Source organism: Pseudomonas sp. P1.8, from assembly GCF_001269805.1.
Taxonomy (GTDB): Bacteria; Pseudomonadota; Gammaproteobacteria; order Pseudomonadales; family Pseudomonadaceae; genus Aquipseudomonas.
This window is the reverse complement of the sequence record NZ_LHVM01000022.1, coordinates 192,419-214,723: the sequence shown is the minus strand read 5'-3', so window position 1 is coordinate 214,723 and position 22,305 is coordinate 192,419. Positions and strand designations below refer to the sequence as shown.

The 22,305-nt window shown below is 58.9% G+C and carries 23 protein-coding genes; 11 read left to right on the top strand and 12 right to left on the bottom strand.

Annotated features, from left to right (window positions below; translation table 11 throughout):
- Nucleotides 1–44: 44 nt before the first annotated feature.
- The 7 genes from ppa to AD668_RS23730 all read right to left on the bottom strand — a co-directional run bounded on the left by ppa (nucleotide 45) and on the right by AD668_RS23730 (nucleotide 7,183).
- The gene (gene ppa, locus AD668_RS23760; protein WP_003205933.1) at nucleotides 45–572 is read right to left on the bottom strand and encodes an inorganic diphosphatase; all 528 of its coding nucleotides are present in this window, start codon (nucleotides 570–572) and stop codon (nucleotides 45–47) included.
- 113 nt (nucleotides 573–685) lie between these two features.
- Nucleotides 686–1,498 carry a zinc-dependent peptidase gene (locus AD668_RS23755; RefSeq protein ID WP_053162752.1) on the bottom strand — a complete coding sequence of 271 codons (813 nt, stop codon included), beginning with the start codon at nucleotides 1,496–1,498 and terminating at the stop codon, nucleotides 686–688.
- A gap of 6 nt (nucleotides 1,499–1,504) precedes the next feature.
- Nucleotides 1,505–2,161 (bottom strand): DedA family protein, encoded by a 657-nt coding sequence (locus AD668_RS23750; RefSeq protein ID WP_053162750.1) that lies wholly within the window; start codon nucleotides 2,159–2,161, stop codon nucleotides 1,505–1,507.
- A 310-nt stretch (nucleotides 2,162–2,471) separates the two neighbouring features.
- Nucleotides 2,472–2,927, bottom strand: coding sequence for an N-acetyltransferase (locus AD668_RS23745; RefSeq protein WP_053162749.1), 456 nt, complete (start codon nucleotides 2,925–2,927; stop codon nucleotides 2,472–2,474).
- A gap of 113 nt (nucleotides 2,928–3,040) precedes the next feature.
- Entirely contained in the window at nucleotides 3,041–3,865 is an 825-nt protein-coding gene (gene eutC / locus AD668_RS23740) for an ethanolamine ammonia-lyase subunit EutC (RefSeq protein WP_053162862.1), read from the bottom strand.
- Between the two features lie 8 nt (nucleotides 3,866–3,873).
- Complete coding sequence (locus tag AD668_RS23735) at nucleotides 3,874–5,268, bottom strand: ethanolamine ammonia-lyase subunit EutB (RefSeq protein ID WP_053162746.1); 1,395 nt, start codon at nucleotides 5,266–5,268, stop codon at nucleotides 3,874–3,876.
- Nucleotides 5,269–5,662: 394 nt separating this feature from the next.
- On the bottom strand, nucleotides 5,663–7,183 hold the full coding sequence (locus tag AD668_RS23730; protein WP_034148108.1) for an aldehyde dehydrogenase family protein: 1,521 nt from the start codon (nucleotides 7,181–7,183) through the stop codon (nucleotides 5,663–5,665).
- 388 nt (nucleotides 7,184–7,571) lie between these two features.
- Between AD668_RS23730 and AD668_RS23725 the strand changes: the two genes are divergently transcribed.
- From AD668_RS23725 to AD668_RS23710, 4 genes are all read left to right on the top strand, one after another.
- Nucleotides 7,572–9,482: a sigma-54-dependent Fis family transcriptional regulator gene (locus AD668_RS23725; RefSeq protein WP_053162744.1), complete on the top strand. Its 1,911-nt coding sequence runs from the start codon at nucleotides 7,572–7,574 to the stop codon at nucleotides 9,480–9,482.
- Nucleotides 9,483–9,645: 163 nt separating this feature from the next.
- Nucleotides 9,646–10,995 (top strand): UDP-N-acetylmuramate:L-alanyl-gamma-D-glutamyl-meso-diaminopimelate ligase, encoded by a 1,350-nt coding sequence (mpl, locus tag AD668_RS23720; RefSeq protein ID WP_053162743.1) that lies wholly within the window; start codon nucleotides 9,646–9,648, stop codon nucleotides 10,993–10,995.
- Complete coding sequence (gene ubiX, locus AD668_RS23715; protein WP_053162741.1) at nucleotides 10,992–11,624, top strand: flavin prenyltransferase UbiX; 633 nt, start codon at nucleotides 10,992–10,994, stop codon at nucleotides 11,622–11,624. Before mpl ends, ubiX begins: the two co-directional genes overlap by 4 nt.
- The gene (locus AD668_RS23710; RefSeq protein WP_053162737.1) at nucleotides 11,617–11,901 is read left to right on the top strand and encodes a YceK/YidQ family lipoprotein; all 285 of its coding nucleotides are present in this window, start codon (nucleotides 11,617–11,619) and stop codon (nucleotides 11,899–11,901) included. The genes ubiX and AD668_RS23710 overlap by 8 nt, the downstream gene beginning before the upstream one ends.
- 76 nt (nucleotides 11,902–11,977) lie before the next feature.
- Here AD668_RS23710 and AD668_RS23705 read toward each other — a convergent pair whose 3' ends face one another.
- The 3 genes from AD668_RS23705 to AD668_RS23695 all read right to left on the bottom strand — a co-directional run bounded on the left by AD668_RS23705 (nucleotide 11,978) and on the right by AD668_RS23695 (nucleotide 14,935).
- A complete protein-coding gene (locus AD668_RS23705) occupies nucleotides 11,978–12,619 on the bottom strand; it encodes an oxidoreductase (RefSeq protein ID WP_053162735.1) in 642 nt (213 codons plus the stop codon).
- Between the two features lie 27 nt (nucleotides 12,620–12,646).
- A complete protein-coding gene (locus tag AD668_RS23700; RefSeq protein WP_053162733.1) occupies nucleotides 12,647–14,365 on the bottom strand; it encodes a C13 family peptidase in 1,719 nt (572 codons plus the stop codon).
- Nucleotides 14,366–14,479: 114 nt separating this feature from the next.
- A complete protein-coding gene (locus tag AD668_RS23695; protein ID WP_053162731.1) occupies nucleotides 14,480–14,935 on the bottom strand; it encodes a MaoC family dehydratase in 456 nt (151 codons plus the stop codon).
- A gap of 195 nt (nucleotides 14,936–15,130) precedes the next feature.
- Here AD668_RS23695 and AD668_RS23690 point away from each other — a divergent pair, with 195 nt between their 5' ends.
- The 5 genes from AD668_RS23690 to AD668_RS23675 all read left to right on the top strand — a co-directional run bounded on the left by AD668_RS23690 (nucleotide 15,131) and on the right by AD668_RS23675 (nucleotide 17,831).
- Nucleotides 15,131–15,496, top strand: coding sequence for a CidA/LrgA family protein (locus AD668_RS23690; RefSeq protein WP_053162729.1), 366 nt, complete (start codon nucleotides 15,131–15,133; stop codon nucleotides 15,494–15,496).
- A complete protein-coding gene (locus AD668_RS23685; protein ID WP_053162728.1) occupies nucleotides 15,493–16,209 on the top strand; it encodes an LrgB family protein in 717 nt (238 codons plus the stop codon). Before AD668_RS23690 ends, AD668_RS23685 begins: the two co-directional genes overlap by 4 nt.
- A gap of 12 nt (nucleotides 16,210–16,221) precedes the next feature.
- Entirely contained in the window at nucleotides 16,222–16,812 is a 591-nt protein-coding gene (locus AD668_RS23680; RefSeq protein WP_053162726.1) for an LON peptidase substrate-binding domain-containing protein, read from the top strand.
- A 102-nt stretch (nucleotides 16,813–16,914) separates the two neighbouring features.
- The gene (locus AD668_RS29695) at nucleotides 16,915–17,088 is read left to right on the top strand and encodes a hypothetical protein (protein ID WP_172681861.1); all 174 of its coding nucleotides are present in this window, start codon (nucleotides 16,915–16,917) and stop codon (nucleotides 17,086–17,088) included.
- 104 nt (nucleotides 17,089–17,192) lie between these two features.
- Nucleotides 17,193–17,831 carry a hypothetical protein gene (locus AD668_RS23675; RefSeq protein ID WP_053162724.1) on the top strand — a complete coding sequence of 213 codons (639 nt, stop codon included), beginning with the start codon at nucleotides 17,193–17,195 and terminating at the stop codon, nucleotides 17,829–17,831.
- 140 nt (nucleotides 17,832–17,971) lie between these two features.
- On the opposite strand, the gene AD668_RS23670 is transcribed toward AD668_RS23675, so the two are convergent.
- Complete coding sequence (locus AD668_RS23670) at nucleotides 17,972–19,288, bottom strand: bifunctional DedA family/phosphatase PAP2 family protein (RefSeq protein WP_053162722.1); 1,317 nt, start codon at nucleotides 19,286–19,288, stop codon at nucleotides 17,972–17,974.
- A 112-nt stretch (nucleotides 19,289–19,400) separates the two neighbouring features.
- On the bottom strand, nucleotides 19,401–20,096 hold the full coding sequence (locus AD668_RS23665; protein WP_053162720.1) for a DNA-3-methyladenine glycosylase: 696 nt from the start codon (nucleotides 20,094–20,096) through the stop codon (nucleotides 19,401–19,403).
- A gap of 190 nt (nucleotides 20,097–20,286) precedes the next feature.
- On the opposite strand from AD668_RS23665, the gene AD668_RS23660 reads away from it, so the two are divergent.
- Both AD668_RS23660 and nadD read left to right on the top strand, forming a co-directional pair.
- Complete coding sequence (locus AD668_RS23660) at nucleotides 20,287–21,558, top strand: glutamate-5-semialdehyde dehydrogenase (RefSeq protein ID WP_053162717.1); 1,272 nt, start codon at nucleotides 20,287–20,289, stop codon at nucleotides 21,556–21,558.
- A 1-nt stretch (nucleotide 21,559) separates the two neighbouring features.
- Entirely contained in the window at nucleotides 21,560–22,249 is a 690-nt protein-coding gene (gene nadD, locus AD668_RS23655) for a nicotinate-nucleotide adenylyltransferase (protein WP_172681860.1), read from the top strand.
- The last annotated feature ends 56 nt before the right edge of the window (nucleotides 22,250–22,305 follow it).

Below are 22,305 nucleotides of genomic sequence, written 5' to 3'. Positions count from 1 at the left end.
GGGGTTTTTCTTGCCGCTTACCGCTAGAAGCAGCGCAGCTGCGCTTAGCCTTTATAGGCAGCAACCGACTTGGTGATCGCTTCGCGGGCGGCGTCTGCGCCGGCCCAGCCTTCGATCTTCACCCATTTGCCTTTTTCGAGATCTTTGTAGTTCGCGAAGAAGTGCTCGATCTGCTGGATCAGCAGAGGTGGCAGGTCGGTGTATTCCTTCACGTCGACGTACAGCTGGGACAGCTTGTCGTGTGGAACCGCGATCACTTTGGCATCGCCGCCGCCGTCGTCGGTCATGTTCAGGATGCCGACTGGACGCGCGCGAATCACCGAACCTGGAGCTACCGGATAAGGGGTAACAACCAGCACGTCGAGGGGATCACCGTCGTCAGCCAGGGTGTTCGGGATGTAACCGTAGTTGGCCGGGTAGAACATTGGGGTGGCCATGAAACGGTCAACGAACAGGCAATCGCTGTCTTTGTCGATTTCGTATTTGATCGGCGCGTGGTTGGCCGGAATCTCGATCGCGACGTAGATGTCGTTCGGCAGGTCTTTGCCAGCCGGAATCTTGCTGTAGCTCATTGGGCGTTGCCCCCGTTAGTTGACCAGAAACACTTGGCCGGATTGACCAAAAAGTGGCGGCGATTATAGGCATATTCCTACGGCGACGCCATGTACCAGAAGTCGCGTAGACCTTAGTCGTGGGTCCGGTAGACCGGGTCTTGCGCCAGAAGTTGCCGCAGCCGGCCCAATGGGTCCTGGCGATAGAACAACTTCAACTGCGCATACACCTGTGGATAAGTGTCTTGCAGCACATCCGGGGCGCTGAAGAAGTACTCGCTGGTGACGGCGAAGAACTCGGCCGGATTTTCCGCAGCGTAGGGGTCGATGGCGGTCTCGGCGTCGGGATTGCGATCCAGTTGCCGGTCGAGGTCGTCGTAGGCTTCCTGCATGACTGTGGCCCATTCGCTGACCCGCATGTCGGCGTGCAGCGGCGGTAAGCCATTGGCGTCACCGTTAAGCATATCGAGCTTATGCGCCAGTTCGTGGATCACCAGGTTGTAGCCTTCCCAACCACCGCTGGCCATTACCCCGGGCCAGGCCAGGATGACCGGACCTTGCTGCCAGGCCTCACCGCTGTGTTCGCCATCCCATTCGTGTTCGACGCCACTGGCGTCGCGATGGCGCTGGGGGCTCAGGAAATCGTCCGGGTAAAGGATGATTTCGTGAAAGCCCTGATACCAGTTCAGATCGCCAAGGTTCATCAAGGGCAATTGCGCCTGGGCAGCGAGCAGCAGGCGTTGTTCCTGGTGTAACTCCACCCCGGGCAGGGCGGTCAGGTGTTTGTCGTCCAGAAAGAGCACACAGGCTTCGCGCAGCCATTGATCTTCGGCAGCGCTGATACCGTCGAGAAGGCTCAGGTGATGACGCACCCGCTGCCACATGTCATCGGCAATCGGGTGCCTGGCCAGGATACGCTGGCGGCGCCAGGCGCTCAGGGACCACATCGACGATCAGCGCGGGTGGGCTTTGGATGCCGCGTTACCGAAGCGGCTGCGCACGACGCCAATGATCATCGGTACCAACGACAGCAGGATGATGCCGACCACCAGCAGTGACAGATTCGATTTGATGAACGGCACGTTGCCGAAGAAGAAACCGAGGGTCACCAGGCCGCCGACCCACAGGATGGTGCCAAGGACGCTGAAGGCGAAGAAGCGGGGGTAGGGCATTTTTGCCACGCCGGCGACGAACGGTGCAAATGTGCGGATGATCGGCAGGAAGCGCGCCAGCGTCACGGTTTTTCCACCATGCTTGTCGTAGAAATCGTGAGTTTGTTGCAGGTAGTCGCGACGGAATATTTTCGAGTTCGGATTACTGAACAGTTTTTCACCTGCCGTTCGTCCAATCACGTAATTGGTGCTATCGCCCAGAATCGCTGCGAGCATCAACAGACCTGCCAGCAATACCGGGTCCATGCCGCCACCCGCCGCCACGGCGCCAGCGATAAACAGCAGAGAGTCGCCAGGCAGGAAGGGCATTACTACCAGGCCGGTTTCACAGAAAATCACCATAAACAGAATGGCGTAGATCCAGGTCCCATAGTTGGTCACGAGCATATCGAGGTACACGTCGAGATGCAGGACAAGATCGATCGGGTTGAAATCCATGGGGGCACCTGTGTTAACGGTCCGGGGCTGCGGGCCTGTGCGATGACTTCGAAAGACTACAGACGGGTGTAGATTTTCTTACAAGTCAGAAAGGTCGGCATTATACGAGCCGGGTGGTGAAAAGCGCGTCGAGATTGTAGCGGGGGATGTCGATACAAAGATCAAAACTCGGGTGACAATTAATAACCCCCGCGACGTGCTACAGATCTTGAGTTTGCGGCTCAAGAAAAATTCCATGGGCTGGATTGACGGCTTTACGGCAGTCGAACAGGAGGGGCTCGCCGCAGAAGCCCGTCCTGTTGGCGCGAACTTACAGTTCGTCGCTGATTGGCAATATATAGTTCTTGAACTCGGTGTCTTCCCGGAATCCGATGGACTCATAGGTTTTCTGCGCGGCTTCGTTGTGACTGCTGGTGGAAACCCGCATGCGCACGGCATTGGTTTCCTTGGCCATTTTTTTCGCAGTACGGATCAGGTTGTCGGCCACCAGTTGGCGACGGGCATCTTCTGCAACGTAGATATCGTTGAGGATCCAGACGCGCTTTAGCGATAGCGACGAGAAACTTGGGTACAACTGACAGAAGCCCATCAGTTTGTCGTCATCGGCCAAGGCCAGGTAAATCACCGATTCCTTGCGACGCAGGCGTTTTTCGAGGAATGCCCGGGACGAGTCCGGATACGGCAGGGAACCATAAAACTCGCGATATCTGACGAACAGCGGAGTCAACAGGTCCAGGTGTTCGAGGGTCGCTTGAATAATCCGCATGGTAGGTCTCGTCTGCAAGTGGCTGTCTCACATCTTTGTCGGCGACGGGAAACCCTGGCGGCCGTGAATCGATCCTGCCTCAAATCGGAATGCAAACGCAATGCGGAAACGGTTCAGGTTTTCGGAGGATTCAACAGAAAATTACTTTTCATGTCTGCACTCATGTCCGCATCCAGCGTATGAACCTGTGCCTCGTCCTTCAGATTGACTCCCGATAGCTGCCGCCGGCAGGCTTCCCGCATCAAATACACCAAGCGATGTGCCGCCATGCCGTAACTCAGGCCTTCGAGACGGATATTGGAGATGCAGTTGCGCCAGGCATCCGTCAGGCCGACCTTCGGGTTGTAGGTGAAGTAAAGGCCCAGGCTGTCCGGGGAACTGAGGCCGGGGCGCTCACCGATAAGTATCACGGTCATTTTCGCACCAAGCAGTTCGCCAATTTCGTCGGCGACCGCCACGCGTCCCTGTTCCACGAGGATGACCGGTGCAACGGACCAGCCCTCGACTGAAGTCTGTTCCTCGAGGCGTGCCAGAAACGGCAGGCTATGGCGATGGACGGCCAATGCCGACAGGCCATCGGCGATCACAATGACCAGATCAACGCCGTCGGGATGGCTTGACGCGTATTCGCGCAGGGTCTGCGCCGATGCATCACTGAGTTTTCGCCCCAAATCCGGGCGTTGCAGGTAAGTGTTTCGATCCGGCGCCGCGCTATGTAGGAACAAGCTCTCGCGACCACGATCGAGCAGTTGCGCACCGAGTGAGACATGATCAAAAGGCAAATGAACAGCGTCCCGCGCCTGAGCATGCGCGTATTGGAAGTCCAGTTGTGCGCGGGTGGGGATGCTGGTGCCAGTACGGCCCAAGGCGATCCGGGCGGGTGTCAGCCGGCGCAGTTCCAGCCATGGATTGTGCGGGTCGAAGGGTAGTTTATCCATGTCATCATTCATCCCAGTTGCGCCAGGGCCTGGCGGAAGGCTGGCGGCAGGTTGTCGCCAAAGAGAACCTTGCCGTCCGGCTGGGTAAAGATGCCCATTTTGGCCAGCCACTGCTCGAATTCCGGTGCCGGTTTGAGTCCCAGCGTCTGGCGGGCATAGAGCGCATCATGGAATGAAGTGGTCTGGTAGTTGAGCATGATGTCATCGGACCCTGGAATGCCCATGATGAAGTTGATCCCGGCTACGCCCAACAGGGTCAGCAGGGTGTCCATGTCATCCTGGTCGGCTTCGGCGTGGTTGGTGTAACAGATGTCACAGCCCATCGGTACGCCCAGCAGCTTGCCGCAGAAGTGGTCTTCGAGTCCGGCGCGGATGATTTGTTTGCCGTTGTACAGGTATTCCGGGCCGATGAAGCCTACGACGGTGTTCACCAGAAACGGATTGAAGTGTCGCGCTACAGCGTAGGCACGGGCTTCGCAGGTCTGTTGATCGACACCGTGATGGGCGTTGGCCGACAGAGCGCTGCCCTGGCCTGTTTCGAAATACATCAGGTTTTGCCCAAGTGTGCCGCGATTCAGGCTCAATCCGGCGTCGTACCCTTCCTTTAGCACGTTCAGGTTGATGCCGAAGCTGGCGTTGGCCGCCTCGGTGCCGGCGATCGACTGGAACACCAGGTCCAGTGGCACGCCACGGTTTACCGCCTCAATCGACGTGGTGACATGGGTCAGCACGCAGGCCTGCGTCGGAATTTCGTAGCGCTGGATGATCGCGTCGAGCATCTCCAGCATGGCGCAGATCGAGGCGACGCTGTCGGTGGCCGGGTTAATGCCGATCATTGCATCGCCGTTACCGTGCAACAGGCCATCGAGAATACTTGCGGCGATACCGGCCGGCTCGTCGGTCGGGTGGTTGGGTTGAAGGCGGGTGGACAGGCGGCCGCGAAGGCCGAGGGTGCCGCGAAAGTGGGTGACTACACGGATTTTTTGCGCCACCAGGACCAGATCCTGTACGCGCATGATCTTCGACACGGCGGCGGCCATTTCCGGGGTCAGGCCGGGGGCGAGGGCGCGCAGGCTCTGTTCGTCGGCGTCGTCGCTAAGCAGCCAGTCGCGAAAGTCGCCCACCGTGAGATGGCTGACGACGGCGAAAGCCTGTTTGTCATGGGTATCGATGATCAGTCGGGTGACTTCATCGGCTTCGTAGGGAATCAGGACGTCCTGCAGGAAGTGGCGCAACGGAATATCGGCCAATACCATCTGCGCGGCCACACGCTCGCCATCATTGAGCGCTGCCACGCCTGCCAGAAAGTCGCCGGAACGCGCCGGGCTGGCCTTGGCCATGACGTCCTTGAGGCTGTCGAATCGGTAGGTCTGGGCGCCGACGGAATGGGCAAATGCGGCCATGGGGCGGGGCTCCTGTTGTGTACAAGCATTGATTGCTTCGCGAATTTCCGTTGGAGTTTGCTCGCGAATGCGATTTGCCAGAGGCTTTTATGCACAATGACACACCGCATTCACGGGCGAACCCGTTCCCGTTTTGGATCTTCATGCACCTCAACAAGGCAGACACCGGCCAACTCTCCAGGTGCCGGTGATCTCGACTGTGCATAGCGTCGGCGGGCCCCTGGAGCGCTGCCTGGCCGACGGTCAAGAGCATTACTGAATGATGGGCAAGCAAAGACCGCGCCGGAGCGGTCTGGCCTTGTGTGTTAGTGGCGGGCTTCGCTGGCAAGCCAGCTCCTACAGGTTTTGCGCGATCTTGCAGGAGTCGGCTTGCTGGCGAATGGCTGCTATTCGGTCAGAAGAAGCCCAGCGGATTGATGTCGTAGCTCACCAGCAGGTTTTTGGTTTGCTGATAGTGGTCGAGCATCATCTTGTGGGTTTCTCGGCCGACGCCGGACTTTTTGTAGCCACCGAACGCGGCATGCGCCGGGTACAGGTGGTAGCAGTTGGTCCACACACGACCGGCCTTGATGGCGCGGCCCATGCGATAGGCGCGGTTGATGTCGCGGGTCCAGAGGCCGGCACCCAGGCCGAACTCGGTGTCGTTGGCGATGGCCAGGGCTTCGGCTTCGTCCTTGAACGTGGTGATGCTCACCACCGGGCCGAAGATTTCTTCCTGGAACACACGCATTTTGTTGGTGCCCTTGAGCAGGGTTGGCTGGATGTAATAGCCGCTCGCCAGGTTGCCCTCGAGTTTTTCCACCTTGCCACCGGTCAGCAGCTCGGCCCCTTCACCCTTGGCGATTTCCAGGTATGAAAGGATTTTGTCGAATTGCTGTTCGGACGCCTGGGCGCCGACCATGGTGTCGGTGTCCAACGGGTCGCCACGTTTGATTTGCAGGACTTTCTTCATTACGACGGCCATGAATTCGTCGTAGATCGACTCTTGCACCAGCGCCCGGGAAGGGCAGGTGCAGACTTCACCCTGGTTGAAGAACGCCAGTACCAGGCCTTCGGCGGCTTTTTCGATGAAAGACGGTTCGGCCTTCATGATGTCTTCGAAGAAGATGTTCGGCGATTTGCCACCCAGCTCCACGGTGGACGGAATGATGTTTTCCGCTGCGCATTTCATGATGTGCGAGCCGACCGGGGTCGAACCAGTAAAGGCAATCTTGGCGATGCGTTTGCTGGTTGCCAGGGCCTCGCCGGCTTCTTTGCCGAAGCCTTGTACGATGTTCAGTACGCCGGGTGGCAGCAGGTCGCCGATCAGTTCAACCAGCACGGTGATGCCCAGCGGGGTTTGTTCGGCAGGCTTGAGCACTACGCAGTTACCGGCAGCCAGGGCCGGGGCAAGTTTCCAGGCGGCCATCAGGATCGGGAAGTTCCACGGGATGATCTGCCCGACCACGCCCAGTGGTTCATGGATGTGATAAGCCACGGTGTTGCCGTCGATCTCGGCAGCGCTGCCTTCCTGGGCGCGGATGCAACCGGCGAAGTAGCGGAAGTGGTCGGCAGCCAGCGGGATGTCGGCGTTCAGGGTTTCGCGAACGGCTTTGCCGTTGTCCCAGGATTCGGTGATGGCCAGCAGTTCGAGATTTTGCTCGATGCGGTCGGCGATTTTCAGCAGCACCAGTGAACGCGCCTGAGCGGACGTGGCGCCCCAGGCATCGGCAGCGGCGTGGGCGGCGTCCAGGGCCTTGTCGATGTCTTCGGCCGTGGAGCGCGGGAATTCGGCAATCGGTTGGCCATTCACTGGCGAGGTATTGGTGAAGTACTGACCTTTGACAGGCGCGACGAACTCGCCGCCGATGTAGTTACCGTATTTGGCTTTGAACGAAACGATAGCGCCTTCAGTACCGGGGTGAGCGTAACGCATGGTGGTTTCTCCTGGCTTTTGTGCTTATTAGGGAGGCGCGCATGTGCGCTTGGTATAAGCGTAGAGCAAGGGGCGGGCCAGTGCCGTGCAGGTCAGGAAGATCAAGGCCTTGCAACGTTTTTGTCGGACGGATGGAGTACGCTTGTGACGCTTTTGGTACAGGTGATGTGACACTTTGTACCGCTAATGGCACAGCTCGTGACCGATCGGTCTTACCAGCATTGCAATGCAGGTCAGGCTGGAGGATGCTCGGGCCATCGCTGCAGAGACAAGCTGTAGGAGCTGCCGAAGGCTGCGATTTTATGGATTGAAAAATCAACATCAAAAAGATCGCAGCCTTCGGCAGCTCCTACGCTGAGTAGGACTTTTCGGGGAGAATAATAAGAAAATGCACGACAACCATTTGAGTCGACATGCTCGCCAGGTGTTGACCGTGACCCAGGGTAAAGCCCATTCGCAGGGGCCTGGCAGCGATCCGTCAATCGCCCGTTCCTGGCTGCGCTGCCTTGAGGATTATCACCTCGACCCGGCCCTGACCATGGCGCCTACGGTGCTGGAACATGGCCGCGTCCTCGAAAGTCGCGAACGGTTGCAGCAAGTGCTGCACATCGCCGGCAATGAAATGACCAGCCTGCATCAACAGCTCTCAGGTGCCGGACATGCGGTGCTGTTGACCGATGCCCGGGGCGTGATTCTCAACTGCGTGACGGCCCCGGCCGAACGCCAGATCTTCGAGCGCGCCGGTCTCTGGCTGGGCGCTGACTGGAGTGAGTCCTGCGAAGGTACCAACGGTATCGGCACCTGCCTGGTGGAGCGCCAGTCGCTGACTATCCATCAAGATGAGCATTTTCGCGGTCGCCACACTGGCTTGACCTGTTCGGCGAGTCCTGTTTTCGATCCCCATGGCGAATTGCTCGCTGTTCTGGACGTTTCCTCGGCCCGCCGGGATGTCTCGCGGCAAAGCCAGTTCCACACCATGGCGCTGGTCAATCTGTCGGCGAAGATGATCGAGAGTTGCTACTTTCTGCGCAGCTTCGACAATCACTGGTTATTGCGTTTTCACTTGCAGGCCGAATCTGTCGGTTTGTTCAGTGAAGGGTTGCTGGCGTTTGACGGGGAAGGACGCATCAGCGCGGTCAATCAGAGCGCGCTGAACCTGCTGGGGCATATTCGCAGCGGCTTGCTGGGTCATCCGGTGGAGGCGTTTTTCGATTGCTCGCTGGATGAATTGCTCGGTCGCGCCAGCATCGATGCCAACGCCAGCTGGCCACTGCGCACCCGTGACGGGCGCAGTTTGTTTGCCGTCTTGCGTGGGCAACCCCGTCGCATTCAGGCTCCGTTGGTGCAGCGGCCGCTGGTTGAGGCGCAGGCAGGTACGTCCGGTATTTGTCTTGGGGATTCGTCGCTACAAGAAAGCTTTCGCAAGGCCTTGCGGGTTTACGAGCGGGATGTGCCGCTGCTGGTCAATGGTGAAACCGGGTCGGGCAAGGAAGCGTTCGCCAAAGCCGTGCATCAGGCCAGCCAGCGGGCGCAAAAAGCCTTTGTCGCCCTCAACTGTGCAGCCATCCCTGAAAGTCTGATCGAGAGTGAACTATTCGGTTATCGCGGTGGCAGCTTTACCGGTGCACGCAAGGAAGGCATGCGCGGCAAGTTGCAGCAGGCCGATGGCGGGACGTTGTTCCTCGACGAAATCGGCGATATGCCGCTGGCCATGCAAACGCGGCTGTTGCGGGTGCTGGAGGATCGTCAGGTGGTGCCGATTGGTGGGGAGCCGGAATCGGTGGACGTACGGATCATCAGCGCAACGCACAGAGATTTGCTGGCGCGGGTGCAGGACGGTGGTTTCCGCGAGGACTTGTATTACCGCCTCAATGGTTTGGAGATTGCGTTGCCCGCGCTGCGTGAACGCAGTGACAAATCCCGACTGCTCGATTTTTTGCTAACTCAGGAGGCGGGCGGGGAAACCGTATTGATCGACACAGCCGCTCGTGAGGCGTTGCTTGGGTTTGCCTGGCCGGGCAACGTGCGGCAGATGCGAAATGTACTGCGTACGTTGACCGCGCTTTGTGAGAACGGGCGGATCGGACTGGAAGATTTACCGGTAATGATTCGTCAGGCGCGACCGGCTGAACACGCGGTTGATGAACCTTGCGAATATCCGCTGGAAGATGCCGAGAGGCTGGCGCTGTTGAATGCGCTGGAGCATACGCGGTGGCACATGACGCATACGGCTGAGCAATTGGGGGTTAGCCGAAATACCCTTTATCGCAAGCTGCGCAAACATGGTATTGCCCGCTAATTGCCACGACGACCTGTAGGAGCCGGCTTGCTGGCGAAGGCGATCTTGAGATTGCTTCGCCAGCAAGCCGGCTCCTACAGGTTTTGCACTGAGCACAATCGAAACAAAGGTGCGATTTTCCCCTCCCTACGCTAACCTGCGGCCATGTTTTACGAGGTCGACTATGCACATTCATATTCTGGGTATCTGCGGGACTTTCATGGGCTCGATGGCGGTTCTGGCCAAAGAGCTGGGTCATCACGTGACGGGCTCCGATGCCAACGTCTATCCGCCGATGAGCACTCAGCTGGAGGCTCAGGGGATTGAACTGACCCAAGGCTACGACCCGGCGCAACTGGATCCGGCCCCTGATCTGGTGGTGATCGGTAACGCCATGTCCCGGGGTAATCCGGCCGTTGAGTATGTTCTGAACAAAGGCCTGCCTTATGTTTCAGGTCCGCAATGGCTGGCCGATCACGTGCTGCAAGGTCGTTGGGTGCTGGCGGTTGCCGGTACGCATGGCAAAACCACCACCAGCAGCATGCTCGCCTGGGTGCTGGAACACGCAGGTATGAGCCCCGGCTTCCTGATCGGCGGCGTGCCGCAGAATTTCTCGGTGTCGGCGCGTCTTGGTGATACGCCGTTTTTCGTTATCGAGGCCGATGAATACGACAGCGCGTTCTTCGACAAGCGTTCCAAATTCGTTCACTACCGTCCACGCACGGCAATCCTGAACAACCTTGAATTCGACCACGCTGACATTTTCCCGGACCTGCCGGCCATCGAACGGCAGTTCCATCACCTGGTGCGGACCATCCCGAGCGAAGGCCTGGTGATTCACCCGACCACCGAACCCGCGTTGCAGCGGGTCATTGAGATGGGTTGCTGGACTCCGGTGCAAACCACCGGTGCCGGCGGTCAGTGGCAGGTCAAGTTGCTCAGCGAAGATGGCTCGAAGTTCGAAGTGATGTTCGAAGGCGTCGCCCAAGGCGTGGTCGAGTGGGACATGACTGGCCAGCACAACGTTGCCAACGCCTTGGCGACCCTGGCTGCCGCACGCCACGTTGGTGTGGTTCCGTCCATGGGCATCGCCGCCTTGAGCGCCTTCAAAAGCGTGAAACGCCGGATGGAGAAAGTCGCGGAAGTCCGTGGTATCACCATTTATGACGACTTCGCTCACCACCCGACGGCCATTGCCACCACGCTGGATGGCCTGCGTAAACGCATTGGTGATGCACCGTTGATCGCAATCATCGAGCCGCGCTCCAACTCCATGAAGCTTGGCGCACACCGTGACGGATTGCCGGAAAGCGTGGTCGATGCCGATCAGGTGATCTGGTACGCACCGGCCAATCTCGGCTGGGACCTGGCGGGCACTGCGGCCCTGTGCACCGTGCCGTCGATTGTCAGCGATTCGCTGGAAGGCATCATCGAGCGTGTGAAGAGTCAGGCGCAGCCGGGCACCCACGTGGTGATCATGAGCAATGGCGGCTTCGGCGGCCTGCACGGCAAACTTGCCGAGGCGCTGAAATGAACAACGGCCCGGACCGCATTACGCTGGCGATGACCGGCGCTTCGGGCGCTCAATACGGTTTGCGCCTGCTCGACTGTCTGGTGCGAGAGGATCGGGAAGTGCACTTCCTGATCTCCAAGGCTGCGCAATTGGTGATGGCCACCGAAACCGACGTCACGCTGCCGGCCAAACCGCAGATGATGCAGGCATTCCTGACCGAATACACCGGCGCCGCCGCCGGGCAGATACGCGTGTATGGCAAGGAAGACTGGATGTCGCCGGTGGCTTCGGGTTCCGGCTCTCCAGCGGCGATGGTAGTGGTGCCGTGTTCCACGGGCACCTTGTCGGCCATCGCTACCGGCGCTTGCAACAACCTGATCGAACGGGCCGCTGACGTGACGCTCAAGGAGCGTCGCCCGTTGATCCTGGTCCCTCGTGAAGCGCCGTATTCGAGCATTCACCTTGAGAACATGCTCAAGTTGTCGAACATGGGCGTGACGATTTTGCCGGCGTCACCGGGCTTCTATCATCAGCCGCAAACCATCGACGATTTGATCGACTTCGTCGTCGCACGGATTCTCAATCTGCTGAATATTCCCCAGGACATGCTGCCGCGCTGGGGCGAGCATCATCTGACCAGCGATGAATAAGCTGTTGGTGATGGTGCTGGTGTTGCAACTGACCGGTTGCGCCACGGTGCGAACGCTGGATGCGGCCAAGCCGGGGGCGCCGGTGGTGTACTCGGGAACGCGTCTGGATTTGTATGCGTTGAAGGGGGGTTGCTGCGCCATGGACCGTTTCGGTGCCGAGGCGCCGAGTTATCCCGGAGTCGACCTGCCGGCCAGCGCTTTGCTCGACACGCTACTGTTGCCGCTGTCGTTGTTGACGGTCTTGGGTGTCAGCTTTCAGGCCACGGGCGGGTTGTAAAAACAAAAGATCGCAGCCTTCGGCAGCTCCTGCAGATGATTGAGCAGGAGCTGCCGACGGCTGCGATCTTTTGAACCTACTTGCCTAATTTGCGCAACTCATCCGACTCGACAACCCGCACGCCGTCCTGTTCTTCCAGCGCCAGACGCCACATCGCGCGGGCCAGTTGGCAGGCTTCGATGCCGTGGTATTTACCGGGGATCAGCCGCGACAAGGGGCCGGCAACTTTCTCGCCCAAGCGTGGTTGAGTGCGCTCGCCCAGCAGCAGCGAGGGGCGGCAGATGGTCAGTTGTGGCCAGTCCTGCGCGCGTAATGCGTGCTCCATCTCGCCTTTGACCCGGTTGTAGAAAATCGAAGATCTGCGATCGGCTCCCAGCGCACTGATCACAATCAGATGCCGTGCGCCCATCTCCCGTGCGCGTTTGGCAAAGGCCACCACCATGTCCAGATCCACCGCGCGGAACGCTTCTTCCGAGCCGGCTTGCTTGATGGTGGTGCCCAGGCAGCAATAGGCAATGTCGACGCGGCCGTTCAGTTGCGGCAGAAAAACCGTTGGGTCCCCTACCGGGTTTTCCAGATGCGGATGCTTGGCCAGTGGCCGGCGCGAAGGCGCCAATACCCGGCTGATCGTGGGCTCGTTAAGCAGGCGATCAAGCAGGTGCTCACCGGTCAAACCGGTAGCTCCGGCAAGCAATACGTGCTGAGGCGTCAAGTACATAGTGTTTCTCCCTTGATACTGTTCAGCTTAGTTGTTGTTTGCAGGCTTGCCGTTGATCAAGGCACTTTGTAAGGCTTTTCGTGCCTGCTGCTTACGTAACAGCTGCCAGTGCGAGAGGACGGTTTTCGGTGCCCAGATCTGTGGTTCCGATGCTTCGAAACCGTCCGCCAGTTCGCGTTCGGCAACGGTGGCCTTGGCGAGTTTGAAGGCCTGTTCCAGGTCATCGGTCTGGTTCAATGCCTGGGAGAACAGGGCATCGCCGAAGTAAGTGAAATTGGCTTCCTCCGAGCAGCCGAAGGAAACCCGGTCGGCCCGCGAGGCCGTCATGATCAAGGTCCGTTCATCCTTGAGGGCCGGGATGAAACCGCCGGAATAGCAGGACGAGATTACGATCACCTTGTCCCGATTTTTCAGCGGGGCGAGGACCGCGGCCATTTCGTCGGCCGGCAGATCGGCCAGTTCCATACGCGGTTGATCGAGCACCAGTTCGTGTTCGCTGGTGCCGTGGCTGGTCAGGTAAAGGAAGATCAGGTCTTCCGGTCCACTGCGTTCAGCCAGGGTCAAGGCGGCGCGGCGCAGGTTTTCCCGAGTGGCCATCGGGCGGTCGCCAAGGTGGTCGCGGTGGTTGACCAGACGGATCTGGCCGTAGGCGCCAAAGCGGCTGGCGAGCATGTTGGCGACATAATCCGACTCGCGCAGGAACACGCTTTGCTTGCCGTCACCGGCAAGGGTCAATGAGTAGAGTTCAACGGCGGGGGTCGAGGCTGGAACGTTGGCCAGCGCTTCTTCGAGCAAGCGCCCCTGGGCCAGCAGGCCAAGCTCCAGCGTATCGGGCAACAATTTGCCCGCAGAGTCCCGTACGCGCTGGCCGTTGACCCATGTTCCACTCAGTACAGTCCCGTCCGTCAGCACCAACGTGCCGTGGCCCTGATAGCTGTCGTTGTCGAATTGTCCGGTGTAGAAGCTACCGTCCGCCAGGTTCAATCGGCCTTGGCCGCTGAAACGCCAGTCGTTGAACTGACCGATGTAGTGACTGCCGTCCGCGCCAATCAATTCGCCCTTGCCATTGAGCGAGCCTTCCTTGAACTGGCCCAGCCAGACATCGCCGTCCGCGTTTTCGTAACGACCTTTGCCGTGCAATTGGTTGTTCTTGAAGGCGCCGATGTAGATGTCGCCGTCGGCACTGTTGAAAGTCCCGTTGCCTTCCAGTTGGCCGTCGACGAAGTGACCGGTGAACTGGTTGCCGCTGGCGTCGCCGCGCTGGCCTTCGCCGTTGGGTTTGCCGTGGGCGAATTGGCCCTGGTAGGAACTGCCGTCATCGAGTTCGAGGCGACCCAGGCCTGAATACTGATCGGCTTTGAATTCGCCGCGATAACTCATGCCGTTTTCTTTGAGGGTCCCTTCGCCCGAGCGTCGGCCGGCTTTGAAACCGCCACTGTAACTGCTGGCGCTGGTGGTCAAAGTGCCCTGGCCGTCGAACAGTCCCTGATTGAACTGACCGCGATAGACCTCGCCGTTACTGCCGTGCCATTCGCCCTGGCCATGCCACTGGCCCTTGTCGAATTCGCCGGCGTACCAGCTACCATTCGGGTAGTCGATGCGACCCTGGCCTTGCAGCATGCCGTCGACCAGATCGCCGCGATAACGTCCGCCGTCCGGCAGGCGAGCATCGGGGGGTAATGGCGATTCGCCGTCTCCGCAAGCGGTGAGCAGCAGGGTCAAGGCAAGCAGTGCAAGTGGGCGCATAGCGGGTTCCGGGCAATTAGGCGACCGAGTATGCCGCAGCCATGTGTCCTTATATAGAGTGGGGCAGAGCGAGACAGTGCGAAACAGCGTGAGCTGCTTCGCATCAGCGAAGGTTTACACGAAGCAGAGCGACAAGGGCTCGGCGACGTAGGCCGGTTTGTCCGAACCTTCGATTTCCAGGGTGGCGGTGGCCTTGAGCAGCCATTGGCCAGGTTTCTTCTCGTTGACTTCAGTGAGTTCGACCTTCAAGCGCACTTTCGAATCGACTTTGACCGGCTGAATGAAACGCACGCTATCAAGACCGTAGTTGACGACCATCTTCAAGCCTTCGGGCATGACGAGGATGTCTTCCATCAGTTTCGGGATCAGTGACAGCGACAGGAAACCGTGGGCGATGGTGCTGCCGAAAGGCGTTTGCGCGGCCTTGACGGGATCGACGTGGATGAACTGAAAATCCCCTGTGGCTTCGGCGAACAGGTTGATGCGGTCCTGATCGATGGTGAGCCATTCGGAACGTCCAAGTTCCTTGCCGATATAATCTTTGAGCTCTGCAACGGGAACATAGGGCATTGAGACTCTCCTTGGGTGTATCGCTTTTATAGTTTTGAGGTGGGGGGGATTTGACCTCCCGGATTACCACTTTAGATCATCATGGCAAAACGCTCCGGTCAACTCACCATGCTTTTGGCGAATGCCGGTTCATAGCGCAGGCGTGCTTATAATGCCCGGTCCAATGCGGGTGACGGGTTTTTCAGGAGATCGAAAATGTTGTTACGGGGCCTGACGTGGCTGGTGCTGTTCCAATTGCTGGGCACCGCGATCAATCATTTGTTTTTACCCGTGTTGCCGGGGCCGATTGTCGGGTTGCTGCTGTTGCTGGTGTATCTCATTTGTCGTGGTCAGGTCGGTGAGCCACTGAACCTGGCGGCCGGCAGCCTGTTGCGATACTTGCCATTGTTGCTGGTGCCGCCGGCCGTGGGTGTGATGGTGTATGCCGCCGACATTGCGGCGGACTTCTGGGCCATCGTCGGTGCACTGGTACTGTCGCTGCTGTTGTCGATGGCCTTTGCCGGCGTGCTGATGCAGCGCCTGGTCAAGCGTCACGCTCATCACCCCGAGGACGGGCAATGATCTTCGATTGGCACGGCGCCTGGGCGTCGGTAATTCATCATCCCCTGTTCGGGATCGGTATCACCCTCGGTGCTTATCAGTTGGTGCTGGCAGCGTTCGAGAAAACCCGCTGGATCTTTTTGCAGCCGGTGCTGGTCTCCATGCTGTTGGTGATCGGTGTGCTGGTGGGCTGCGGCCTGACCTACGCCGAGTACCGCAAGAGCACCGAAATTCTCAGCATCCTGCTCGGCCCGGCGACAGTGGCGCTGGCTGTTCCGCTTTATCTGAACCTGCGGCGGATTCGACAGTTGTTCTGGCCGATATTTACTACGCTGGTGATAGGCGGCGTGGTGGCCACGGGGATGGGCGTGTTGCTCGGCTGGTGGTTCGGCGCCGAACACATGATCCTGATGACCATGGCGCCGAAGTCGGTGACCTCGCCAATCGCCATACTGGTGGCCGAGCAGATCGGTGGGGTCGCCGCGCTGGCAGCGGTGTTTGTATTGATCACCGGGGTGATCGGAGCCATCTTCGGTCCAGGTCTGTTGACTTGGCTCGGTGTGCACAGCGCCGAAGCCCGGGGCATGGCGTTGGGCATGACCGCCCATGCGGTCGGCACAGCGGTGGCGATGCAGGAAAGTGAAGAGTGCGGCGCCTTCGCGGCGCTGGCGATGAGTCTGATGGGCGTGGCCACGGCGGTGTTCCTGCCGTTGGTGGTGTCGATGGTGGTGTAAGGAAAAATGTCTATGAGTCTGCCGCTTTTCCCGCTGAACACAGTGCTGTTTCCTGGCTGCATCCTCGATTTGCAGATATTCGAAGCGCGCTATCTGGACATGATCGGTCGCTGCATGAAGCAGGGCGGCGGCTTCGGCGTGGTGTGCATCCTCGAAGGTGAAGAAGTCGGTATCGCCCCGGCGGGTTACGCCCTGGTCGGGTGTGAGGCGCTGATCACCGATTTCAAACAGCAGGACAACGGCCTGCTGGGGATTCGGGTTCAGGGCGGACGGCGTTTCCATGTATTGCGAACGGAAGTCCAGCGCGATCAGTTGACCGTCGCCGAGGTCGAGTGGCTGGAAGACGAGCCCGAGCAGCCACTGCAGGATGAGGACGCCGACCTGGTGGCATTGCTCAAGGCCCTGGCGGAACACCCGATGGTCGAAGCGTTGAACATGGGCACTGAGGCGACCGGGCAACAATCACTGGCCAATCAATTGGCGTACCTGCTGCCGTTTGCCGAAGTCGACAAGATCGACTTGCTGCAACTTGATGATCCGCAACAACGACTGGATGCAATTCAGGCGTTGTTGGACGAGTTGCAGGGTGAGTTGTTTGCATAGTTGTACTTTGAATTATGTGGGCTGTTGTTTTTTCTCTGCTCGTCAATTATTTTTCCAATGGCTCGGATGCGCTGAGCTGTTTGATAATTAATGGATGATCTTATGACTATTTATGAAGATGAGTATGCTTTTTGGGATGATATTGCAGGCAGGTTCATTTTAAAGCACGCTTCAAATGATACGAGTGCCAAGGATATTATCGAGGCGGCTGGTTTCTATGCAGACCAAATGGTAATTGAGCGACGCAAGCGCAAGCGTAAGAAAAATCCAGAATGAGTCGGGTTTTTATACGTTGATAATTCCCAATTGATTGGGTTGCCAAAACATTCGGCTGCACTTGCTGAAGAATGGCTGGTTTGATATGGATATTCAGGTGTTTTATGATAACGGAATGGCCCCGGTTAGATTTTTCTGCTCATCTTTTTGTAAATGGACTCCCGCTGGTGCTGAATCTACACCATATGGAGCAGCGACTACTTGATAAGCGTATAACGACGAATGAGCGTCTGCAGGTCGATTCTGATCTGGCGGATAAGGATCTGCCACGGTTTGTGACAGTTGCCGCTCATGACGATGACGATCCGCTATTGTTTCGTTTTGTAGTGGCTGGCGATAACGTCTATGAAATGTATGCGGATTCGCCTGGCAAGTACCAAGGGTGGCGTTTGCATATGGATCCGGTAAAACGGCATATGAGTGTGGTGGATAGCTCCACGGATGCGCTTTTCTCGCTCATAGGAAAGGAAGGGGTGAGGCTGGGTGTAGACGATTTGAGTGTTGGCTCTTTGTCGGTGGTGTTGGTGAGTGAAGAGCGAAAATCAGGGATTTATCTGACCACTACAAATTATCGAGATAAGCGACCGGATATTAAAAGGCCGGCCGTCAAGAAAATTATTGTTGATGTAAATCCTAACTTTACCGGGCATGACGCTTTTAACGGAGAGGTCGCGAAATTTGTTCTTAAGGTGGTTAAGCAGCCTGAGTGGGACGATGGTGATGACTGGTTTCTGGCTGGATAATATGCCTTGTTGTGACTTATAGGTCTGCAGCAACGGCTGAATATGATTCAGACGTTGCTGTGTGATTTTCAGTGTGAGGTGGTTCGCCTGGCGAACACTAATAAATGCGACCTGCAGCAGTTGCTTCAAGGGATTGCGCGTCAATAGGCATATTTCATCATGGCATGGGGCAGGTGCCGCAACGCAAAGAACCCGAACAGCGCCACCATTGCCGGCAATATCAGCCACCAGACCTTGGGTGGCATGGCGTTGAGTGGCGTCTGGCGCTGACTCAACCCCAGGCTCGCCGCACAGACACATGCCGCCAGCATGGCGCCGGCCAGCACATCCGTTGGCCAGTGCGCGCCCAGATAGACGCGTGACAAAGCAATCGCCAGCGCCGGAAGGCAACCCACCAGCAACCAGGTCAGGCGCATCCGCGGGGGTTGTCCGCGGCCGGCCAGTACGGCGAGGGTGAGGAACAGCGCGAAAGACCCTGAAGCGTGGCCGCTGGGCATGCTGTAGCTGGTGAGCGGATCGCTCAACACTTCCGGGCGCAGACGGGCGAAAAAGTATTTGGTCGCGGTATTGGCCAGTGCCGTGAAGAGTAGTGTGCCGCCGACGAAAATAGCGTGTCGCCATTGCCGCATCAGTAGCAACAAACCGGTCAGCAGCGCACTGAGCAGCAACATGTTGCGGAATTCCCCGATCAGGGTGAACACCACTGCCACTTCATCCAGCATCGGTTTTCGATGTTCCTGCACCAGCGTCATCACGCCTTGATCGAGTGCAGACAGGTGCGAGTAACCGATAAACAGTCCCGCCAGAATCAGCAGGCTCATCCCGGCAATGAACAGCGTCGCGCGGCGATGCCGGCGCAGGCTGCTGGTCGCGCTTAAGCCAATCATCACCGCAATACTGCCGGCAACAATTCCGGCCTGGAGCCAGAAGCCTTCCGGCAACGGCAAGCGTATTGCCGCTCCGGTTGCCCAGCCAGGCATCAGGTAAGCCACCGACCAGCCCGCACCGGCCAACAGACTGACGGCGAAGAAGCGCGGGAACGGCATGTCGCACATCCCGGCCACCATCGGCAGCATCGGACGCAGGGGGCCGATAAAGCGTCCGACCAGCAGGCTGGCAATACCGTAGCGCTGAAAATAAGACTCGGCCCCGGCAATCCATTCCGGATGATGGCGCAAGCCCGGCAGGCGCCGGATGTTCTGGTGGAAGTGACGGCCCAGGAAATACGAAACGACATCGCCCAGCACCCCGGCGACGAAGCCCAGCAAGAGCGTCTCGCTCAGCGTCAGCGCGCCACTGCCGGCCAATACCGCCACGGCGAACAGCAGCACGGTGCCTGGGACGATCAGCCCGGCAATCGCCAGGCACTCGACAAAAGCCACGATGAATACCGCCGCGGCCAGCCATTGCGGGTTGACCGCCAGCCATCCGGTCACGCTGTCGAGCCATGGGCCCATAAGTCCAACTCCATTTTCATTGGTTGCTCCGTAGGAGCTGCCGCAGGCTGCGATCTTTTGCCTTTCAAAAATCACAAGATCGCAGCCTGCGGCAGCGCCTACAGGAATTTGTTTACAGCAGGATGTAATCGCGCCCTTCGACTTGCCCCCGCCGCAGCGGGTTGCGCGTGCAGTACGGCGCATAGGCCGCATCGACGAAACGGTACATCAGGTGTTCATCGCGCCCATGGGGGATACCCAGGCGTGTCGTCTGGATGATTTGTGCCGGCACAGGACCGACGTCTTCGACCAGTAGCACCTCATGGTCAAAACGCTTGGCGTCCCACATCCGCACCTTCAAGCCCAGAGACTTGCACAGCAAGGTTTGGCCTGCGCAAAGCTTTTGTGACGGGCGAGGATGGCCTTGGGCGTCGGGATTGTTCAACAGCATCTGCGCCAGGCTGGCCGGTCCGCTCAACTCATCGATCCACGGATAGGCGGATTTGATCAAAACCGCATTGCCCGGTCCTTGGGCGCTGAAGTTCAATGAGTCGCCACCCCGGGCGTAATACATATAGATGTGGCCGCCTTCCAGAAACAAAGCCTTACGCTTTTCTGTGTAGCCGAGGGACGCGTGGCTGCCTTTTTCGACACAGTAATAGGCTTCGGTCTCGATGATTCGAGCGCTGAGCCACAGGTCGCCGACTCGGTGGCGGATGACTTTTCCCAGTAGGTCCCGGGCCAGAGTCTGCGCGTCGCGGTCGAAAAATACGTCTGGAAGACCCGTGGGCTGGCCAGTGGTGGGTGCTCGAATGGTCAGGTTGGACATGATATTCGGCGTTTGTCAGGGTTGAATGAGTCGTGATGATAACAATTTGCAGCTTAATTCCGGCTGAACGTGGACAAATCACCCTCGATTTCGACCATCCGCCCGTCACCGCTGTTAGTCGGAAGGCGCGACAGCTATAATCTGCCGCTTTACTCTTTACCACGACCTTAGCAAAGACCTCGCCCAGACCATGACTGAGTCCGTTCTTGACTACATGACCCGCTTGGGTCGCGCTGCCCGCGAAGCCTCCCGCGTGATCGGCCGTGCCAGCACCGCGCAGAAAAACCGCGCCTTGCAGGCTGCCGCCAACGCGTTGGACGCTGCACGCGCCGAGCTGACCGCTGCCAATGAGCAAGACCTGGCAGCCGGCCGCGTCAATGGTCTGGAGCCGGCTTTGCTGGAGCGCCTGGCGCTGACCCCTGCGCGCATCGACGGCATGATTATCGGCTTGCGTCAGGTCGCGGCATTGCCGGACCCGGTCGGTGCGATCCGAGATATGAGCTACCGTCCGTCCGGCATTCAGGTCGGCAAAATGCGCGTACCGCTGGGAGTGATCGGGATCATCTACGAATCCCGGCCGAACGTGACCATCGATGCCGCCAGCCTGTGCCTGAAGTCCGGTAACGCGACCATCCTGCGCGGCGGTTCCGAGGCGATTCACTCCAATCGTGCCATCGCTGCCTGCATTCAGCGTGGTCTGGCCGAGGCCAATCTTCCGGCGGCCGTGGTGCAAGTGGTCGAAACCACGGACCGTGCTGCCGTCGGCGCACTGATCACCATGCCTGAATACGTCGACGTCATCGTGCCCCGTGGCGGTCGTGGCCTGATCGAGCGTGTCAGTCGCGACGCCCGCGTGCCGGTCATCAAGCATCTGGACGGTATCTGCCACGTTTATGTGAGCGAACACGCCGACCTGGCAAAAGCCCAGCGCATCGCGTTCAACGCCAAGACTTACCGTTATGGCATCTGCGGTGCGATGGAAACGTTACTGGTCGATCAAACCGTTGCCAACAATTTCCTGCCGTCGATGGCGGCCCAGTTCCGCGAAAAAGGCGTCGAGCTGCGCGGTTGCGAACGCACCCGGTCGATCATTGATGCCATACCGGCCAGCGAAGACGACTGGAGCACCGAGTACCTGGCGGCGATTCTGTCGATCCGTGTGGTCGACGGGCTGGACCAGGCGATCGAACACATCAACCATTACGGCTCTCACCACACCGACTCGATAGTCAGCGAACACCAGGGTGACACCCGGCGTTTCGTGGCTGAAGTCGACTCGTCATCGGTGATGATCAACACGCCGACCTGCTTCGCCGACGGCTTTGAATACGGATTGGGTGCCGAGATCGGCATTTCTACTGATAAGCTGCACACCCGTGGCCCGGTCGGCCTCGAAGGCCTGACCTGCGAGAAGTACATCGTAGTCGGTGATGGACAGCTGCGCGGACAGGAGCCGGTCTGACTTGGGCGATCTCGACCCGTCAGCCCCGTTGACCGCCAGCGAGCCAGCACCTCGGCGCATTGGCGTACTGGGCGGAACCTTCGATCCGGTGCACATCGGCCATTTGCGCGGTGCGCTGGAAGTCGCCGAAACCCTGGCGCTCGATGAGCTGCGTCTGACACCCAGTGCCAGGCCGCCTCATCGGGACACACCCCAGGTTTCGGCACAAGACCGTCTGGCGATGGTCGAGTGCGCGGTGGCCGGTGTGGCTCCGTTGGTGGTGGACGCCCGCGAATTGCAGCGGGACAAACCGTCCTACACCATTGATACCCTGGAACTGATGCGCGCCGAACTGGCTGTGTCCGACCAGGTTTTTCTGCTTTTGGGCTGGGACGCATTTTGCGGCCTGCCCACTTGGCACCGCTGGGAAGAGTTGCTCCAGCATTGCCATATCCTGGTGTTGCAACGCCCGGATGCCGACAGCGAACCGCCGGATGCCTTGCGCAACCTGCTGGCAGCGCGCTCGGTGAGCGACCCGCTGGCCCTCAAGGGGCCGAGCGGACAGATTGCATTCGTCTGGCAGACACCGCTCGCGGTATCCGCCACCCAGATCCGTCAACTGCTGGCCAGCGGTAAGTCGGTACGTTTCCTGGTGCCCGACGCGGTCCTGGCCTACATCGATGCGCACGGGCTCTACCGTGCGTCGAACTGAATAGGAGTGCTTCAAGGCACGTGGCAACAACGTGTATCGAAGCCCCGAACAAACGA

Excerpts from the sequence above, each read along its gene's own strand:
- AD668_RS23710 (WP_053162737.1), top strand. The coding sequence starts at position 11,617 with ATGAATAAGCTGTTGGTGATGGTGCTGGTGTTGCAACTGACCGGTTGC.
- AD668_RS23680 (WP_053162726.1), top strand. The coding sequence starts at position 16,222 with ATGAGTCTGCCGCTTTTCCCGCTGAACACAGTGCTGTTTCCTGGCTGC.
- AD668_RS23725 (WP_053162744.1), top strand. The coding sequence starts at position 7,572 with ATGCACGACAACCATTTGAGTCGACATGCTCGCCAGGTGTTGACCGTG.
- AD668_RS23665 (WP_053162720.1), bottom strand. The coding sequence starts at position 20,096 with ATGTCCAACCTGACCATTCGAGCACCCACCACTGGCCAGCCCACGGGT.
- AD668_RS23745 (WP_053162749.1), bottom strand. The coding sequence starts at position 2,927 with ATGCGGATTATTCAAGCGACCCTCGAACACCTGGACCTGTTGACTCCG.
- AD668_RS23675 (WP_053162724.1), top strand. The coding sequence starts at position 17,193 with ATGATAACGGAATGGCCCCGGTTAGATTTTTCTGCTCATCTTTTTGTA.
- AD668_RS23695 (WP_053162731.1), bottom strand. The coding sequence starts at position 14,935 with ATGCCCTATGTTCCCGTTGCAGAGCTCAAAGATTATATCGGCAAGGAA.
- eutC (WP_053162862.1), bottom strand. The coding sequence starts at position 3,865 with ATGGATAAACTACCCTTCGACCCGCACAATCCATGGCTGGAACTGCGC.
- AD668_RS23730 (WP_034148108.1), bottom strand. The coding sequence starts at position 7,183 with ATGCGTTACGCTCACCCCGGTACTGAAGGCGCTATCGTTTCGTTCAAA.
- AD668_RS23735 (WP_053162746.1), bottom strand. The coding sequence starts at position 5,268 with ATGGCCGCATTTGCCCATTCCGTCGGCGCCCAGACCTACCGATTCGAC.
- ppa (WP_003205933.1), bottom strand. The coding sequence starts at position 572 with ATGAGCTACAGCAAGATTCCGGCTGGCAAAGACCTGCCGAACGACATC.
- AD668_RS23750 (WP_053162750.1), bottom strand. The coding sequence starts at position 2,161 with ATGGATTTCAACCCGATCGATCTTGTCCTGCATCTCGACGTGTACCTC.
- AD668_RS23660 (WP_053162717.1), top strand. The coding sequence starts at position 20,287 with ATGACTGAGTCCGTTCTTGACTACATGACCCGCTTGGGTCGCGCTGCC.
- AD668_RS29695 (WP_172681861.1), top strand. The coding sequence starts at position 16,915 with ATGACTATTTATGAAGATGAGTATGCTTTTTGGGATGATATTGCAGGC.
- AD668_RS23670 (WP_053162722.1), bottom strand. The coding sequence starts at position 19,288 with ATGGGCCCATGGCTCGACAGCGTGACCGGATGGCTGGCGGTCAACCCG.
- AD668_RS23690 (WP_053162729.1), top strand. The coding sequence starts at position 15,131 with ATGTTGTTACGGGGCCTGACGTGGCTGGTGCTGTTCCAATTGCTGGGC.
- ubiX (WP_053162741.1), top strand. The coding sequence starts at position 10,992 with ATGAACAACGGCCCGGACCGCATTACGCTGGCGATGACCGGCGCTTCG.
- AD668_RS23755 (WP_053162752.1), bottom strand. The coding sequence starts at position 1,498 with ATGTGGTCCCTGAGCGCCTGGCGCCGCCAGCGTATCCTGGCCAGGCAC.
- AD668_RS23700 (WP_053162733.1), bottom strand. The coding sequence starts at position 14,365 with ATGCGCCCACTTGCACTGCTTGCCTTGACCCTGCTGCTCACCGCTTGC.
- mpl (WP_053162743.1), top strand. The coding sequence starts at position 9,646 with ATGCACATTCATATTCTGGGTATCTGCGGGACTTTCATGGGCTCGATG.
- AD668_RS23705 (WP_053162735.1), bottom strand. The coding sequence starts at position 12,619 with ATGTACTTGACGCCTCAGCACGTATTGCTTGCCGGAGCTACCGGTTTG.
- AD668_RS23685 (WP_053162728.1), top strand. The coding sequence starts at position 15,493 with ATGATCTTCGATTGGCACGGCGCCTGGGCGTCGGTAATTCATCATCCC.